Below are 15,163 nucleotides of genomic sequence, written 5' to 3' on the forward strand. Positions count from 1 at the left end.
GATCTTCGAAGTGGGGACAAGCCTCTTTTGTACGGCAGACTGAAGGCCGGAGTCCGAAGCGAAGGATGGGTATGCCGACCACACCAGCCACCGCCGCCAACAGCGCGTCCAACGGCACCGGCACTCAAGAACAGATCATGCTCGAACTGGTCGACGAGTCCGGCAACACCATCGGCACGGCGGAGAAGCTCTCCGCCCATCAGGCGCCGGGGCAGCTGCACCGGGCGTTCTCGGTGTTCCTCTTCGACGAGCAGGGCCGTCTGCTGCTCCAGCAGCGGGCCCTCGGGAAGTACCACTCCCCCGGCGTCTGGTCGAACACCTGTTGCGGTCACCCCTATCCGGGGGAGTCGCCGTTCGCGGCGGCGGCCCGGCGGACCCACGAGGAGCTGGGGCTCTCGCCCTCGCTGCTCGCGGAGGCGGGAACCGTGCGCTACAACCACCCGGACCCCGCATCGGGCCTGGTGGAGCAGGAGTTCAACCACCTGTTCGTGGGACTCGCGCAGGCCGCGGTGCGACCCGATCCGGAGGAGATCGCGGACACCGCCTTCGTCACCGCCGAGGAGTTGGCCAAGCAGCACGCCGAACTGCCGTTCTCGGCCTGGTTCATGACCGTACTGGACGCGGCGCGACCGGCGATCCGTGAGCTGACGGGCGACGCGGCGGGCTGGTAACCCGTCGTACGTCCGTCAGCCGACCGGGGTCGGCGCGGGGCTGCCCGGCGTGGTGAGCGGCAGCGCCGCCCAGATGACCTTGCCGCCGGTCGAGGTGTGCTCGACGTCGCAGACCCCGCCGGCCTCCAGCGTGATCTCCTTTACCAGGAGCAGGCCCCGGCCGCCGGTCTGGCCGAAATCGGCCTCCAGGGCCTTGGGGCGGTACGGGTGGTTGTCCTCGACGGCCACCCGTACCCACGCCCGTCCGATCGCCACCTCGACCGCGACCTCGGGCGACAGCAGGGCGGCGTGCCGGACCGAGTTCGTCACCAGTTCGGAGACGATCAGCAGCAGGGAGTAGACGAGGTCCTGATGGGCCGGAACCCCTTGGCGCCCGAGCAGGTCACGGACCGCGCGCCGGGCCTGCGGAACGGATTCTTCTACGGCGGGAGCGGTGAACCTCCACACACCTTCGTACGCGAGGGGGTCGGCCGGCACCCCGGGATCCGCTTCCTTGGCCGGCGGGACGCTCCCGCTGACATCCATCTTCCGTCCCCCGTCTTCGCGCTCGATCGTCTCCACGCGTCAAGAGTGGGGAACGGGCTGGTCCACACCGAACCGCTGACCAGAAGTCAGCATCAATCGGACACTTTCTGACCACTGGCGTATGACAGAGTCAGTTGTTCGACTGTTCCTGATCTCCTGTCGGACGCTTCTCGGCCGCACCGTCCGTCGCGTCCGACCCCTCGCCCCCCGCGCCCACCTCGTCCTGCCTGACCAACCCCAGGATGCGGCGGGCTCCCATTCCCTGGGCCACCAGACTCAGGCCGTCGAACAGGAGGGCGAGGGAGAAGAAGGTTCCGATCACGTACAGACTGCTGCCCGGCCAGCTCGACAGGATCAGGACGCCCAGCAGGACGCCGAAGGCACCCTGGACGAGCGAGAGCCCGAAGTTCGCACCGCGCACCACGAGGGCGCCGACCAGCCGGAACACCCCGCCCGTGAGGAAGAGCAGCGCGGCGAACATGGTCAGCGCCTCGGCGCTCGCCTCGGGGCGGCGCAGGACCACGAAGCCGGCCGCCAGGTTGATCGCCGCCACGATGACGGCGAGCCAGAAGTAGTTGCCGTGGCGCGACTGCACGGCCTGGAGCAGGCCCACGACACCACCGATCAACAGCAGCCAGCCGAAGAGGAACATCGAGGTCAGCGTGGCCAGGCCGGTGTACACGAGCCCGACGAGGCCGGCCAGCACGAGGAACACCCCGAGCAGGGCCAACCACCCGAAACTCCGACTCAGCTGCTCCTTGTCCCGCTGCTGTTCGCGCCGCGGTTGTCGCCGCGTCTCGCGCTGCGGTTCGCGCTGCGGTTCTTCGCCCACGGACGTGCCCCTTTCAGCACCCCCCGGACGGACTCCCTTGATCATAGGATCGTCGCCCCGGGATAGCATCCGGCGCATGAACGCAGCCGGGGACTCCGCACTCCTCCACACGGTCGCCGACGGGGTCGCCACCGTGGTCATCTCGCACCCCGCCAAGCGCAACGCCATGACGGCGGCGATGTGGCGGGCGCTCCCGGAGCTGCTGACGGGCCTGGCGGAGGATCCGGCCGTACGGGTGCTCGTACTGACCGGGGCCGGACCCACGTTCTGCGCGGGCGCGGACATCTCCTCGCTGACCGGGGACGAGGACCCACGGGCGCTCGCCGTCACGGCCGAGGAGGCGCTGGCCGCCTTCCCGAAGCCGACGCTGGCGGTGGTCCGCGGGTTCTGCGTGGGCGGCGGCAGCCAGCTCGCGGCCGCCTGTGACCTGCGGTTCGCGGAGGAGGGGGCGTCCTTCGGGGTGACCCCGGCCAAGCTGGGCATCGTCTACCCGGCGTCCTCCACCCGGCGGCTGGCGGCTCTGGTCGGGCCGGCCTGGGCCAAGTACCTGCTCTTCTCCGCGGAGTTGATCGGTGCGGAGCAGGCGCTGCGCGCCGGGTTCCTGAACCAGCTGCTGCCGGCCGGGCAACTGGACGAGCGGGTCGCCGAGTTCACCCGGATCCTGGCCTCGCGGTCACAACTGACGCAGGCGGCGGCCAAGGAGTTCGCGGACGGCCGGACGGACCGGGACGGCCACTGGGACGGCCAGGCGGCCGGAAGCGACGACGCCGCCGAGGGTGTCGCCGCGTTCCTGGAGCGCCGCCCGCCGAAGTTCACATGGACACCGTGAGCTACACCAGCGGGTTGTTCGCCCGCAGCATCGCGACGATGCCGGCCGGGGCCTTGTCCGGTGAACCGGCGTCGTAGGGCGGCTGGGGGTCGTACTCGGTCATCAGCTGGACGGCCTGGGCGTACTCGTCACCGGCGATCTTGCCGAGCAGGGTGAGCCCCATGTCGATCCCCGAGGACACCCCGGCGGCGGTGACGTACTTCCCGTCGAACACCACCCGCTCCCCGGTGGGCTCGGCCCCGAACTTCGGCAGCTGGTCCAGGAACATCCAGTGGCCTGCGGCCCGCCGCCCGTTGAGCAGTCCCGCGGCTGCCAGCAGCAGGGACCCGGTGCACACGGAGGTGGTCCAGGTGGTGGTGGCGTCGACCATGCGCAGCCACTCCATCACGACGGGGTTCTCCATCTCCAGCTCGGGGTGCGGCCCACCGGGCACGATGACGATGTCGGGCCGGGTCACCTCGTCGAGCCCCTTGTCGGCGACGAGCGCGAGCGACCCGTTGTCGGTCCGCACGGGCCCGGGCCGCTCGGACACGAACACCACTTCGGCGTCGGCGAGCCGCCCGAGGGTGTCGAAGGGCCCGATGGCATCGAGGGCGGTGAAGCGGTCGTAGAGCAGTACGGCGATCTGCATGGCTCCTCCGGAGCGGTAGACGAATCACGACCCCGCCCCCTGCCGGGGCGGGTGTTCCTTTCGGGGCGCAGCCCCGAAGGGGTCCGGGGCGCAGCCCCGAAGGGGTCCGGGGCGCAGCCCCGAGGGGGGTCCGGGGCGCAGCCCCGGTTTCGGGAAGGGGCGGGGTGGGGAACGGCTCCGCGCAGCGGCCCCGGCCCCGGCCCCGGCCCCGGCCCCGGCCCCGGCCCCGGCCCCGGCCCCGGCCCCGGCCCCGGCCCCGGCTAGCGGTGGGGCGGGCCGAAGCGGCGGCGGTATTCGGCCGGGGATTGGCCCAGGGTCTTCACGAAGGCGCGCCGCAGGGCCTCCGGCGTGCCGTAGCCGCAGGCGCGGGATATCTGGGCGACCCCGTCCACGCTCTCCTCCAGCAGACGGCGGGCGTGTTCGACGCGGACCCGTTCCACGTACCGGCCCGGTGTCACCCCCGTCTCCGCCTGGAAGGCACGGGCGAAGTGCCGCGGGGAGAGCCGGGCGCGGGCCGCGAGGGTGTCCACGCTCAGGTCGGAGTCCGGGTGTTCCGTGATCCACTGCTGGACCTCCCGCAAGGGATCACGCGCCGCCGTCTGCGCCGCCAGCTGCGCACTGAACTGCGCCTGGTTGCCGGGCCTGCGCAGGAACACGACCAGGTGTCGGGCGATCGTCAGCGCGACCTCCCGCCCGTGGTCCTCCTCCACCAGCGCGAGCGCGAGGTCGATCCCCGCCGTCACCCCGGCCGAGGTCGCCACCGGACCGTCCCGTACGTAGATGGGGTCCGGCTCCACCACGACGGCCGGGTAGTCCCGCGCCATCCGGTCGCACACGTCCCAGTGCGTCGTCGCCCGCCGCCCGTCCAGCAGCCCGGCCTCCGCCAGCAGCAGCCCGCCCGTGCACACGGACACCAGCCGCTCCGCGGCACCCCCGTGGGCGCGGAGCCAGTCGGTGAGCCGAGGCTCGAAGTCGCCCCGGTACCGGCCACCGGGCACGAGCAGTGTGGTCCCGGCTCCCGGCCGGGCGCCCTCCAGGTCCCCGTCGGGCACCAGCGTCAGCCCACTGCTCGTCCGCACGGGCGCGCCTCCCGGCGACACCGTCCGGATCGCGTACCCCTCCCGCCCGGGGAACCGGGCGATCGCGGCGAACACCTCCACCGGCCCGGTCACGTCCAGGCTCTGCACCCCGTCGTAGAGGACGACGAGCACGTTTCGCGGCGACCACGTCATGGCCTCATGGTGGGCCGCGGCGTGGGATGGCCGCAATGACGTGCTTCCCACCTATCCCGCCATGCCCGCCACGCCCGCCACGCGGGCTGCCGCGCTGCCCGTCCGACCCCGGTGCGGGCGGCCGGGCGCCCCGATGTCATCCTGTCGAGGTCACCGCGCCACCCCTCCGGAGTACCCCCTGAACGCCCTCGCCGCCGAGTCCCTGTCGGCCGCCCTCCTCCTCGGGGTGCTCGCCTTCGCCGTGTTCCGGCCGCGCGGTCTGCCCGAGGCCACCGCCGCCGTCCCGGCGGCAGCGCTGCTCGTCGCCCTCGGGGTGGTGTCGCCCGCGGACGCCTGGGCGCAGGTGCGCGACCTCCTGCCCGTGGTCGGGTTCCTGGCGGTGGTGCTGGCCCTGGCCCGGCTCTGCGCCGACGAGGGACTCTTCCGGGCCGCCGGAGCCGCTGTGGCCCGGCGTGCCGCCGATCGGGGGCCGACGGCCCTGCTCGGCGGGGTGTTCGCGGTGGCCTCGGTGGTCACCGCCGCGCTGAGCCTGGACGCGACGGTCGTGCTGCTGACCCCGGTGGTACTGGCGACGACGGCCCGGCTCGGGGCCCGGCCCCGGCCGCACGTCCTCGCCACCGCGCACCTCGCGAACTCGGCCTCGCTGCTCCTGCCCGTGTCCAACCTCACCAACCTGCTCGCCTTCACCGCGAGCGGCCTCTCCTTCACCCGCTTCGCGGCCCTCATGACCCTGCCCTGGCTGGTCGCGATCGGGGTCGAGTACGCGGTGTTCCGACGCTGTTTCCGCGCCGATCTGGCGGCTCCGCCCGAGCACGTCCCGGTGCCCGGGGAGCACCCGCCGCTGCCTCGTTTCGCGCTCGCCGTGCTCCTGCTGACCCTGGCCGGTTTCGCCCTCGCCTCCTTCGCCGGGGCGAGTCCCGCCTGGGCGGCCCTGGCGGGCACCGCCGTGCTGGCCGTACGGGCCCTACGGCGCCGGGAGACGACACCGCGTCGGGTCATCGCCTCGACGGCGCCCGCGTTCTGCCTGTTCGTACTGGCCCTCGGGGTCGTCGTGGGGGCGGTGGTGGACCACGGGCTGGGCGACGGGCTGGCCCGGGTGCTGCCGGCCGGGAATTCCCTGCCCGCGCTGCTGGCGACCGCCGCCGTGGCCGCCGTACTGGCCAACCTGATCAACAACCTGCCCGCCGTGCTCGCCCTGCTCCCGTTGGCCGCGCCCGGCGGGGCGGGACCGGTGCTGGCCGTGCTGATCGGCGTGAACATCGGCCCGAACCTGACCTACGCGGGCTCGCTGGCCACCCTGCTGTGGCGCCGGGTCCTCCAGGCACACGCCGTGCGCGTCTCCGTGTCCGACTTCACCCGACTCGGCCTGATCACCACCCCGCTCGCCCTCGCCGCCGCCGTGACGGCGCTGTGGGCCGGACTGCGGGTGATCGGCAGCTGATCGGCGGGTGTCGACGGGTGATCGACGGCGGAGGTGGTCCGGTCGGGCCCGATAGGATCGGCAGATCATGACTGCAACCCTCGTCGCCAAGAAGCTCACCGCCGCGCACGGTGAGCGCACGCTCTTCGCCGATCTCGACCTCGTCGTCGCGCCCGGCGACGTCATCGGTCTCGTCGGCGTCAACGGCGCCGGGAAGTCCACCCTGCTGCGCCTGCTCGCCGGGCTGGACACCCCCGAGACCGGTGAGCTGCGCCTCTCCCCGCCCACCGCCGCCGTCGGTCACCTCCCGCAGGAGCCGGAGCGTCGCCCGGAGGAGTCCGTACGGGAGTTCCTGGCGCGGCGCACCGGCGTGGCCGCCGCGCAGGCGGAGCTCGACGCGGCGACGCAGGGCCTGGTGGACGGGGAGCCGGGCGCGGACGACGCGTACGCGACCGCGCTGGACCGGTGGCTGGACCTCGGTGGCGCGGACCTCGACGAGCGGGCCGAGGAGGTCGCCGCCGACCTCGGCTTCACCGTGGGTCTGGACCTGCCCATGACGGCGCTTTCCGGCGGCCAGGCGGCCCGCGCGGGCCTCGCCTCGCTGCTGCTGTCCCGCTACGACGTCTTCCTCCTCGACGAGCCCACCAACGACCTGGACCTGGACGGTCTGGAGCGGCTGGAGCGCTTCGTGACGGGACTGCGCGCGGGCACGATCGTGATCAGTCACGACCGCGAGTTCCTGACGCGGACGGTCACCAAAGTCCTCGAACTGGACCTGGCGCAGCAGCAGATCAACCTCTACGGCGGCGGGTACGAGTCCTACCTGGAGGAGCGCGAGCGGGCCCGGTCGCACGCCCGCGAGGAGTTCGAGGAGTACGCGGGCAAGAAGTCCGCGCTCGAAGGCCGGGCGCAGATGCAGCGCAACTGGATGGACAAGGGCGTGCGCAACGCCCGCCGCAAGGCGAGCGACAACGACAAGATCGGCAAGAACCTGCGCGGCGAGTCCAGCGAGAAGCAGGCCGCGAAGGCCCGCCAGACGCAGCGGGCGATCGAGCGGCTGGAGGTCGTCGACGAGCCGCGCAAGGAGTGGGAGCTGCGCATGGAGATCGCGGCGGCCCCGCGTTCCGGCTCGGTGGTGGCCACCCTGCGCGAGGCGGCCGTCAAGCGCGGGGACTTCGCCTTCGGCCCGGCCAGTCTGCAGATCGACTGGGCGGACCGGGTGGCGATCACCGGGGCCAACGGCGCCGGCAAGTCCACCCTGCTGGCCGTGCTGCTGGGCCGGCTCACCCCGGACTCCGGCTCCGCCACCCTCGGCTCCGGCGTCCTGGTCGGCGAAGTGGACCAGGCGCGCGGCCTGTTCCTCGGCGACGAGCCGTTGCTGGAGGCCTTCTGCGCGGCGGTCCCGGACACCGAGCCGGCGGAAGTCCGTACGCTGCTGGCCAAGTTCGGCCTGAAGGCGGCCCACGTCCTGCGCCCGGCGGCCACCCTTTCCCCGGGCGAGCGCACCCGCGCGGCGCTGGCCCTGCTCCAGGGCCGTGGGGTGAACCTGCTGGTCCTGGACGAGCCGACCAACCACCTGGACCTCCCGGCGATCGAGCAGCTGGAATCCGCCCTGGAGTCCTACGAGGGCACCCTCCTGCTGGTCACCCACGACCGCCGCATGCTGGACGCCGTTCAGGTGACCCGCCGCCTGGAGGTCTCGGGCGGCAAGGTCGTCGAGCTGTAGGCCGTCCCTTTCGGATCAGCCGGATCTCAAGGTGCCGACCGGCTCGTGCGCGACTAGCCTTTGTGGGTGAGAGCCGCAACCGCGGAGCACGTCCCCATGGCCTGAGTCCCACGTTGCCAGGGGTGACCGGACATGTGCTTCCGCACTTCCCGCGGCCCTGTATCCGACCCGCGCTGCGCATTCTCACTCTGCGGCCGCGGTTCCGCCTCCCGACGCCCCGAAGGGGTGCGAGTGGGTGGAAGGAAAGGGAATTCTCATGCATGCACAGCGAGCGAAGCGCCTCTTCGTGGCTTCCGCCGCCGGTCTCCTGATGGCCGGCGGGGCCGCACTCGGCACGGCGGGCACCGCCTCGGCGGCAGCCCCGGCCCAGCCCGTCAGCTACGTCAACGGTGGCGGCTGCGGTGACGATGACGATGACGACTACGGCCATCACAAGAGCGGCTGGCGTCACGGCGGCTGGGACCACGACGATGACGACGACAACGGCTGGGGCGGACACCGCCACGGCCACGGCGGCCACGGCGGTTGGGGCGGCCACGGCGGTAACGGCGGCCACGGCGGTTACGGCCACTGATTCGTCCCCTGCACAGCACGCCCTGCGCGGACCGTCACCGGTCCGCGCATCGGCGTGCCGCGGCAGCTTTCAGCTCTCGTCCGGCCCGCCGGCGGGGGCACGCCGCTTGCGCGCCATCTTGCGGGCCACGAACCCACGCGGGAGGTGGCGGACCGCGAGGGCGTACGCCTGGTAGCGGCGGCCCGTGATGCTCAGCGGGCGGCGCAGCGCGAGGTCCTTCAGGGCCCGGGCGACCACGGCCTCCGGTTCCAGCCAGACCGCGTCGCGCAGCGCGCTGACGTCCATGCCGGCCCGCTCCTGGAACTCGGTGCGGGTGAAGCCGGGGACCACCGCCAGGACGCGGACGCCGTACGGCTCCATGTCCACGCGGAGGGATTCGCTGAAGGCGGTGATCCAGGCCTTGGCCGCGCCGTAGGTCCCCGTGGGCAGCAGCGACGCCACCGAGGAGACGTTGAGGACGGCCCCCCGGCGTCGTGCGCGCAGGCCCGGCAGGAGGGCGTGGGTGAGCCGGAGCGGGACCTTGACCAGCAGGTCCAGCATCCGTTCCTCGTCCTCCACCGGGCTGTACGGGAACGGCGCCGGAAGCCCGAAGCCCGCGTTGTTGACCAGGACGTCCACGGGCCGGTCCCGGTCGGCGAGCCGCTCGGCGACCGAGGCGCACTGCGCCGGGTCCAGGAGGTCGGCCGGCAGCACCTCGCAGGCCGCGCCGAACTCCCGACCCAGGTCCTCGGCGAGGGCGTCGAGGCGGTCCTTGTCGCGGGCCACGAGGACCAGGTCGCAGCCCTTGGCGGCGAAGCCGCGCGCGAAGGCCGCGCCCAGTCCGGCGCTCGCTCCGGTGATCAGTACGGTCATCGTCGACGTCGTCAAGACGGGTTCACTTCCTGCTGGTTGCGGCGGCGTATTCCTGGGCGACATCGACGAGGAAGGCCGCCTCGTCCGCCAGGTCGCCGTCCGCCTTCGTGGTCTGGATCGCGGCCGGCAGTTCCAGCGCGGCCGCCTCGCCCGCCTGCCCGGGAAGTCCGTCGAGCTTCGCCTGCCGCGCCTCCCGCAGTACGGAGGCCAGCGCGGCCGCGGTGCGCCGCTGCTCGGGGACCCCGCGTCCGGCGACCTGGCCGCGGGCCTGTTCCAGGGCGCCCGGGGCGACGTACTCCCCCAGGATCAGGATCGCGTCGCGCGTCTCGATGACCTTGCGGTAGACGAGCAGGTTGCGCGGGACGGGCGGCCACAGCAGCTCCACCACCCGGCCGGCCCTCGGCTTGTTGAGGGCCACGTGCGGGACGGCCTGCACCAGGTCGCGCCACAGCGGCCACAGCCGCCACGCGGTGGCGATGTCGGCGGCGCCGCGGCGGAAGGTGAACAGCGTCGGCACCAGGATCGCGGCGGCCCGCAGCAGGCCGTGCAGGTTCATCAGCAGCGGCAGGGCGGGCATCGCCCAGGTGCTGCCGAACAGGCCCTTGAGCAGGTACGCGAACCAGAACAGGCCGGCGAGCGCGGTGCCGAGTCCGAACAGCCGCAGCCCGGCGGCCAGCCCCCGGCTCTCGGTACGGCGGCTGTAGCGCCAGCACAGGGCCACGCAGACGGTGTTGGCGACCAGGTGCGCGGAGATCAGCACCAGCCAGTACGCGAGGGACGGCACCGGGTCGCCGACCGGCGGCATGGTGTGGCTACCGTGCGCGGGGGCGGCCGCGTCCAGGGCGAGGAGCGCGGCGAGCCACCCCACGGTCGCGACGCCGGAGGCGAGTTGGAGCCGGCGACCCCGGGTGGTGGCGGCCACGAAGTAGAGCACGGCGCCCGCCGACAGCACCCCGGTGAAGTTGCGGAAGAGCCCGATGCCGTGGGCGTAGTCCGGGCCGCGGCGCATGGCGTACGCGACCACGTCGGGCAGGTTCAGGGTCATCGCGGCGGCCGCGGTGGCCACCGCCAGCCACAGTCCGCGCTGTTGCGGGGAGCGCAGGGCGCCGGGGGCGCGGAGCAGGAGCGCGATCCACAGGCACACGACGCTGGGGACGGCGAGCCAGTTGCCGAATGCGGTCAGGTCAGCTGCCATCGTTCCTCCGCTCGTACCCCATGGCGGACTCCAGCCGGGCCAGGGTGCCGCGCGGCCGCACCGCGGTCCCGTGCGCAGCGGTGTTCGCCGTGCGGATGCGGATCATGCTGGCGAGCATCTCCGCCTCCTGCTCCTGGCGGGTGGTGTAGTTGGTGCGCCCGAGGACGGTCGGGGCCCGGCCGTCGTTCCCGTCGGCCTCCTCGGCTTCCACCGAGTGGTGACCGAAGAGGATGTGGCCGAGTTCGTGGAGCACGATGTGCTCCCGGTGCAGCGGGGTGGTCTGGGCCTCGTAGAAGACGTAATCGACGCTGGCGGTGCCCACCCAGAGCCCGCAAACGCCCGTCTCCGCGGCCTCTTTGGGGAGTGGGTGGAGCCGGATGGGGCGGCCGCGCTGCTCGGCTATTCGATTGCAGAGCTCATCGAGCGAGAACGGATGGGGCAATTCCAGATGGCCGAGAATGTTCTCGCACCTTTTGCGCAGACTGACTTGCCGGTGGGACATGTGATCCCTCTTCGGACCCTTTCTCGGGCAACGTCTGTAGGCGTGCGGGGGCATGGGCATGGTGTCCTGTGCCTTCAAACCGGCCTCGGGGAATGCGGTCCTGAGGGGAATGCGGAAGCCCGTCCGCCGAAGTGACGAACGGGCGTTCCACCATGCCTACATATTTTCTACGGCCATTGGCAACACAACTCCCCTGGTGGGGACCGTATTCGGCCATTCCGCATGCCTGTCCACGCGGGACACCGCCTACCGCTTGCGGCGCTCCTCCGGGCCGGTGAGACCGGCGCGACGCAGGGCGTCGGCCATCGCGCTGTTGGCGGGGGCCGGGGCCGGGGCGCCGCCCTGCCGCTGACCCTGACCGCGCTGGCCCTGGCCCTGACCCTGACCGCCACCGCGCCGGCCCTGGCCGCCATCGCCACCGCCGCGCTGCTGCGGCGGGCGGCCGCCGGACCGGCGGTCCTGCCGCTCCTGTCGTTCCTGCCTCGGGGCGCCGGCCGCCGGGCGGTCGGTCTCGTCCTCCAGCCGCAGCGTCAGCGAGATCCGCTTGCGCGGGATGTCCACGTCCATGACCTTCACGCGGACGATGTCGCCCGGCTTGACCACGTCCCGCGGGTCCTTGACGAAGGTCTTCGACAGGGCCGAGACGTGCGCCAGGCCGTCCTGGTGGACGCCGATGTCGATGAAGGCGCCGAAGGCGGCCACGTTGGTGACGACGCCCTCCAGGATCATCCCGGGCGCCAGGTCCCCGATCTTCTCCACGCCTTCCTTGAAGGTGGCCGTCTTGAAGGCGGGGCGCGGGTCCCGGCCCGGCTTCTCCAGCTCGCGCAGGATGTCGGTGACCGTGGGCAGACCGAAGGCCTCGGTGACGAACTGCTCGGGGCGCAGGGAGCGCAGTACGGAGGTGTTGCCGATCAGGGCCGCCACCTCGCCGCCCGCGGTCTTGCCCATGGACCTGACCACCGGGTAGGCCTCGGGGTGCACGGCGGAGGCGTCCAGCGGGTCGTCCCCGCCGCGGATGCGGAGGAAGCCGGCGCACTGCTCGTACGCCTTGGGGCCGAGGCGGGCCACGTCCTTGAGGCCCTTGCGGCTGCGGAAGGGGCCGTTGGCGTCGCGGTGGGCGACGATGTTCTCGGCGAGTCCGCCGCTGATGCCCGACACCCGCGAAAGCAGCGGGGCGGAGGCGGTGTTGACGTCCACGCCGACGCCGTTCACGCAGTCTTCGACGACCGCGTCGAGGGAGCGGGACAGCTTCACCTCGGACAGGTCGTGCTGGTACTGGCCGACGCCGATCGACTTCGGGTCGATCTTGACCAGCTCGGCGAGGGGGTCCTGGAGGCGGCGGGCGATGGAGACCGCGCCGCGCAGGGACACGTCCATGCCGGGCAGTTCCTGCGAGGCGAAGGCGGAGGCCGAGTACACGGAGGCGCCCGCCTCCGAGACCATCACCTTGGTGAGCCCCAGCTCGGGGTGGCGGGTGATGAGGTCCCCGGCGAGCTTGTCGGTCTCGCGGGAGGCCGTGCCGTTGCCGATGGCGACCAGCTCGACCGCGTGTTCCTTCGCGAGGCGGGCCAGCTTGGCGAGGGACTCGTCCCACTTGTTGGCGGGCACGTGCGGGTAGATCACGTCGGTGGCCACGACCTTGCCGGTGGCGTCGACGACGGCGACCTTCACGCCGGTGCGGAAGCCCGGGTCGAGCCCGAGGGTGGCGCGGGTGCCGGCGGGGGCCGCCAGCAGCAGGTCGCGCAGGTTGGAGGCGAAGACCCGTACGGCCTCGTCCTCGGCGGCGGCGCGCAGCCGCGTCCGCAGGTCGATGCCGAGGTGCACCTGGATCTTCGTACGCCAGGCCCAACGGACCGTGTCCGCGAGCCACTTGTCGCCAGGGCGGGCGCGGTCGGCGACGCCGAAGCGGCGGGCGATCAGGCCCTCGTAGGTGGACGGGCCGGGGGTCGCCGCGTCTTCGCGGGCCTCCGGCTCAAGCTCCAGGGTGAGGACGTCCTCCTTCTCGCCGCGCAGCATCGCCAGGACGCGGTGCGAGGGCAGTGCGGTGAACGGCTCGGTGAAGTCGAAGTAGTCGGCGAACTTGGCGCCCGCCTCCTCCTTGCCCTCGCGGACCTTGGCGGCGAGCCGGCCGCGGCCCCACATGCGCTCGCGCAGTTCGCCGATGAGGTCGGCGTCCTCGGCGAACTTCTCGGTGAGGATGGCGCGGGCGCCCTCCAGGGCGGCGGCCGGGTCGGCGACGCCCTTGTCGGCGTCGACGAACGCGGCGGCCGCGGCGGCCGGTTCCACCGACGGGTCGGCCAGCAGCCCTTCGGCGAGCGGCTCCAGACCGGCCTCGCGGGCGATCTGCGCCTTGGTGCGCCGCTTGGGCTTGAACGGGAGGTAGATGTCCTCCAGCCGGGCCTTGGTGTCGGCCGCGTTGATCCGCGCCTCCAGCTCGGCGTCGAGCTTGCCCTGCTCCCGTACGGAGTCCAGGATCGCCGCGCGCCTGTCCTCCAGCTCGCGCAGATACCGCAGCCGCTCTTCGAGGGTGCGCAGCTGGGCGTCGTCGAGCATCTCGGTCGCTTCCTTGCGGTAGCGCGCGATGAACGGCACGGTGGAGCCGCCGTCGAGCAGCTCCACCGCGGCCTTGACCTGCCGCTCCCGTACGCCGAGCTCCTCGGCGATCCTGCCTTCGATGGACGTCGTCACGATCGGGTCCCGCCTGCCTTCGTTTGCACTGGAAGGCTGCCAATTGTGGCAGGTGGCGGTGACGGACGGCGGGAGCCCTGCCGCCGTCCGTCAGCCGCGAAGGTCCCGGGGGAAGGCTCCGGCGGCCATGGCCTTGTGCACGATGGCTCCGCCGAGCTCGGCGAGGCGGGCCAGGCCGGCCGCGCCGAGGTGTTCGTACGGGGCGACGTCGAGGCGGTCGGTTTCGGATTCCAGCCGCTCGCGCAGGGCGGCGCCCTGCTCGGTGAGCGCCCCGTCGGCGTCGAGCACGCCGCGTGCGCGCAGCCGGTCTGCGGCGGCGTCCAGGTCGGCCTGCTCCCAGCCGCGGATGCGCTTGAGCCACTTGGGGCTCATGCCCTTGCCGGTGGCGGTGTGGCTGACCAGGGCCTCCAGCGGGTCCAGGTCCGCGAGGAGCAGGGCGGCGAGGTGGCCGTCGCCGCGGTGCTCGCGCAGCAGAGTGGTGGCGTGCCAGAGCCGCAGGTGCGGCTGCTCGGGGACGGGGAGGTCGGCGTGGGCCGCGTAGAGGACGCGGGCGTGCCGGGTACAGCCCTCGCTCGCGCGTATCGCCAGGTCGGCGGCCTCTGCGAGCTCGGGCGACTCGATGGTCTCGGTGCCGAGGAGCCGGCGCAGGGTGGCGTCGGCGGTCCGCAGCCGGGCGGCGAGGACCTCTTCGGGGGTGGCGACGTCCCAGACGGCGGGCAGGTGCCGGGCCACGAGGTCGTGCCGGTAGTTGTAGAAGGCGGCCGTCACGGCGCCGGCGCCGACGGCTCCCATGGCGGCGGACCGGTGGGCGAGGTTGACGGCGACGGGGTCGGTGATCCCGAGGGCGGCGAACTCCTTGGCGGTGTCCGGCGAGAAGTAGACCGTGGAGTGCAGCGGATTGATGGCTCCGTGCCAACAGTGCCGGGCGGCGAGCGGGGGAAGCGTCATGCGCGCCAGGTTACCGACTGCTCAGTATGCCGGGAACCCTCGCGGGCGGGGCGCCGCTGCCCTCCCGGGCGGGGTCCGGCCAGGTTTTCCCCCTGGGCGGGGTCGGTCTGTTGGGGTGGTGCCCCGCCGGAGTGTCTCCTCGTCGTCGCGCACTGAGCCTGCTGCGAGAAGGGGAGGGTGGTTGCGCGCGCCTCCTGCGGGGACACTCCGGCGTGTCCCCACCCCAGCCATTCCTTCCCGGCCCAGGAGGCGGGGCATTGGCATGCGCGGGGGGAGCGGGGGCGCTCCGGGGCGTCCCCGCAGGAGGAGCGCGCAACCACCCTCACGTCACGAAGCGGTGCCTCGGTGCGCGACGCCGAGGAGACGCCTCGGAGGGACACCGCGGACCAACCCGCACAGCCAAGACCCCGCCCCGAGGACACCCCCAGCCCCGCCGGGAGGCGCGCGGCGGAGCCCCACGAGCCGAGCGGCCGGGCCGGTGATCCGTCCGGCCGGATTCGGCCGATCCGTGGCCGGCAGGGTGGCGCCTCAGGATGGG

General features: G+C 72.9%; 14 protein-coding genes. 5 read left to right on the forward strand and 9 right to left on the reverse strand.

Going from position 1 to position 15,163, the window contains the following annotated elements; genetic code table 11:
* Positions 1–71 precede the first annotated feature (71 nt).
* Positions 72–671 carry an isopentenyl-diphosphate Delta-isomerase gene (idi, locus tag ACFV9H_RS28055; protein WP_385403382.1) on the forward strand — a complete coding sequence of 200 codons (600 nt, stop codon included), beginning with the start codon at positions 72–74 and terminating at the stop codon, positions 669–671.
* Positions 672–686: 15 nt separating this feature from the next.
* Here idi and ACFV9H_RS28060 read toward each other — a convergent pair whose 3' ends face one another.
* Together ACFV9H_RS28060 and ACFV9H_RS28065 are read right to left on the reverse strand one after the other, a co-directional pair.
* Entirely contained in the window at positions 687–1,196 is a 510-nt protein-coding gene (locus ACFV9H_RS28060) for an ATP-binding protein (protein ID WP_385403475.1), read from the reverse strand.
* Positions 1,197–1,326: 130 nt separating this feature from the next.
* Positions 1,327–1,947: an HdeD family acid-resistance protein gene (locus tag ACFV9H_RS28065; RefSeq protein ID WP_385403477.1), complete on the reverse strand. Its 621-nt coding sequence runs from the start codon at positions 1,945–1,947 to the stop codon at positions 1,327–1,329.
* A gap of 157 nt (positions 1,948–2,104) precedes the next feature.
* Between ACFV9H_RS28065 and ACFV9H_RS28070 the strand changes: the two genes are divergently transcribed.
* Positions 2,105–2,857 (forward strand): enoyl-CoA hydratase/isomerase family protein, encoded by a 753-nt coding sequence (locus tag ACFV9H_RS28070; protein ID WP_385403384.1) that lies wholly within the window; start codon positions 2,105–2,107, stop codon positions 2,855–2,857.
* A gap of 1 nt (position 2,858) precedes the next feature.
* On the opposite strand, the gene ACFV9H_RS28075 is transcribed toward ACFV9H_RS28070, so the two are convergent.
* A complete protein-coding gene (locus ACFV9H_RS28075) occupies positions 2,859–3,488 on the reverse strand; it encodes a DJ-1/PfpI family protein (protein WP_385403387.1) in 630 nt (209 codons plus the stop codon).
* 260 nt (positions 3,489–3,748) lie between these two features.
* The gene (locus tag ACFV9H_RS28080; RefSeq protein ID WP_385403390.1) at positions 3,749–4,720 is read right to left on the reverse strand and encodes a GlxA family transcriptional regulator; all 972 of its coding nucleotides are present in this window, start codon (positions 4,718–4,720) and stop codon (positions 3,749–3,751) included.
* 133 nt (positions 4,721–4,853) lie between these two features.
* Here ACFV9H_RS28080 and ACFV9H_RS28085 point away from each other — a divergent pair, with 133 nt between their 5' ends.
* The 3 genes from ACFV9H_RS28085 (at position 4,854) to ACFV9H_RS28095 (ending at position 8,440) form a co-directional block, all read left to right on the forward strand.
* A complete protein-coding gene (locus ACFV9H_RS28085) occupies positions 4,854–6,161 on the forward strand; it encodes an SLC13 family permease (RefSeq protein ID WP_385403393.1) in 1,308 nt (435 codons plus the stop codon).
* Between the two features lie 67 nt (positions 6,162–6,228).
* Entirely contained in the window at positions 6,229–7,866 is a 1,638-nt protein-coding gene (locus tag ACFV9H_RS28090) for an ABC-F family ATP-binding cassette domain-containing protein (RefSeq protein WP_385403396.1), read from the forward strand.
* A 256-nt stretch (positions 7,867–8,122) separates the two neighbouring features.
* On the forward strand, positions 8,123–8,440 hold the full coding sequence (locus tag ACFV9H_RS28095; RefSeq protein WP_385403398.1) for a hypothetical protein: 318 nt from the start codon (positions 8,123–8,125) through the stop codon (positions 8,438–8,440).
* Between the two features lie 69 nt (positions 8,441–8,509).
* On the opposite strand, the gene ACFV9H_RS28100 is transcribed toward ACFV9H_RS28095, so the two are convergent.
* From ACFV9H_RS28100 to ACFV9H_RS28120, 5 genes are all read right to left on the reverse strand, one after another.
* Complete coding sequence (locus ACFV9H_RS28100) at positions 8,510–9,307, reverse strand: SDR family NAD(P)-dependent oxidoreductase (protein ID WP_385403400.1); 798 nt, start codon at positions 9,305–9,307, stop codon at positions 8,510–8,512.
* A gap of 7 nt (positions 9,308–9,314) precedes the next feature.
* The gene (locus ACFV9H_RS28105) at positions 9,315–10,487 is read right to left on the reverse strand and encodes an MAB_1171c family putative transporter (protein ID WP_385403403.1); all 1,173 of its coding nucleotides are present in this window, start codon (positions 10,485–10,487) and stop codon (positions 9,315–9,317) included.
* The gene (locus ACFV9H_RS28110; protein ID WP_385403405.1) at positions 10,477–10,809 is read right to left on the reverse strand and encodes a hypothetical protein; all 333 of its coding nucleotides are present in this window, start codon (positions 10,807–10,809) and stop codon (positions 10,477–10,479) included. The genes ACFV9H_RS28105 and ACFV9H_RS28110 overlap by 11 nt, the downstream gene beginning before the upstream one ends.
* Before the next feature lie 426 nt (positions 10,810–11,235).
* Positions 11,236–13,677: a Tex family protein gene (locus tag ACFV9H_RS28115; protein WP_385403408.1), complete on the reverse strand. Its 2,442-nt coding sequence runs from the start codon at positions 13,675–13,677 to the stop codon at positions 11,236–11,238.
* Between the two features lie 90 nt (positions 13,678–13,767).
* On the reverse strand, positions 13,768–14,625 hold the full coding sequence (locus tag ACFV9H_RS28120; protein WP_385403411.1) for a hypothetical protein: 858 nt from the start codon (positions 14,623–14,625) through the stop codon (positions 13,768–13,770).
* Positions 14,626–15,163: the final 538 nt, after the last annotated feature.

Source organism: Streptomyces sp. NPDC059874, from assembly GCF_042731135.1.
Taxonomy (GTDB): Bacteria; Actinomycetota; Actinomycetes; order Streptomycetales; family Streptomycetaceae; genus Streptomyces.

Excerpts from the sequence above, each read along its gene's own strand:
- ACFV9H_RS28095 (WP_385403398.1), top strand. The coding sequence starts at position 8,123 with ATGCATGCACAGCGAGCGAAGCGCCTCTTCGTGGCTTCCGCCGCCGGT.
- ACFV9H_RS28085 (WP_385403393.1), top strand. The coding sequence starts at position 4,854 with ATGTCATCCTGTCGAGGTCACCGCGCCACCCCTCCGGAGTACCCCCTG.
- ACFV9H_RS28105 (WP_385403403.1), bottom strand. The coding sequence starts at position 10,487 with ATGGCAGCTGACCTGACCGCATTCGGCAACTGGCTCGCCGTCCCCAGC.
- ACFV9H_RS28075 (WP_385403387.1), bottom strand. The coding sequence starts at position 3,488 with ATGCAGATCGCCGTACTGCTCTACGACCGCTTCACCGCCCTCGATGCC.
- ACFV9H_RS28070 (WP_385403384.1), top strand. The coding sequence starts at position 2,105 with ATGAACGCAGCCGGGGACTCCGCACTCCTCCACACGGTCGCCGACGGG.
- idi (WP_385403382.1), top strand. The coding sequence starts at position 72 with ATGCCGACCACACCAGCCACCGCCGCCAACAGCGCGTCCAACGGCACC.
- ACFV9H_RS28060 (WP_385403475.1), bottom strand. The coding sequence starts at position 1,196 with ATGGATGTCAGCGGGAGCGTCCCGCCGGCCAAGGAAGCGGATCCCGGG.
- ACFV9H_RS28120 (WP_385403411.1), bottom strand. The coding sequence starts at position 14,625 with ATGACGCTTCCCCCGCTCGCCGCCCGGCACTGTTGGCACGGAGCCATC.
- ACFV9H_RS28090 (WP_385403396.1), top strand. The coding sequence starts at position 6,229 with ATGACTGCAACCCTCGTCGCCAAGAAGCTCACCGCCGCGCACGGTGAG.
- ACFV9H_RS28080 (WP_385403390.1), bottom strand. The coding sequence starts at position 4,720 with ATGACGTGGTCGCCGCGAAACGTGCTCGTCGTCCTCTACGACGGGGTG.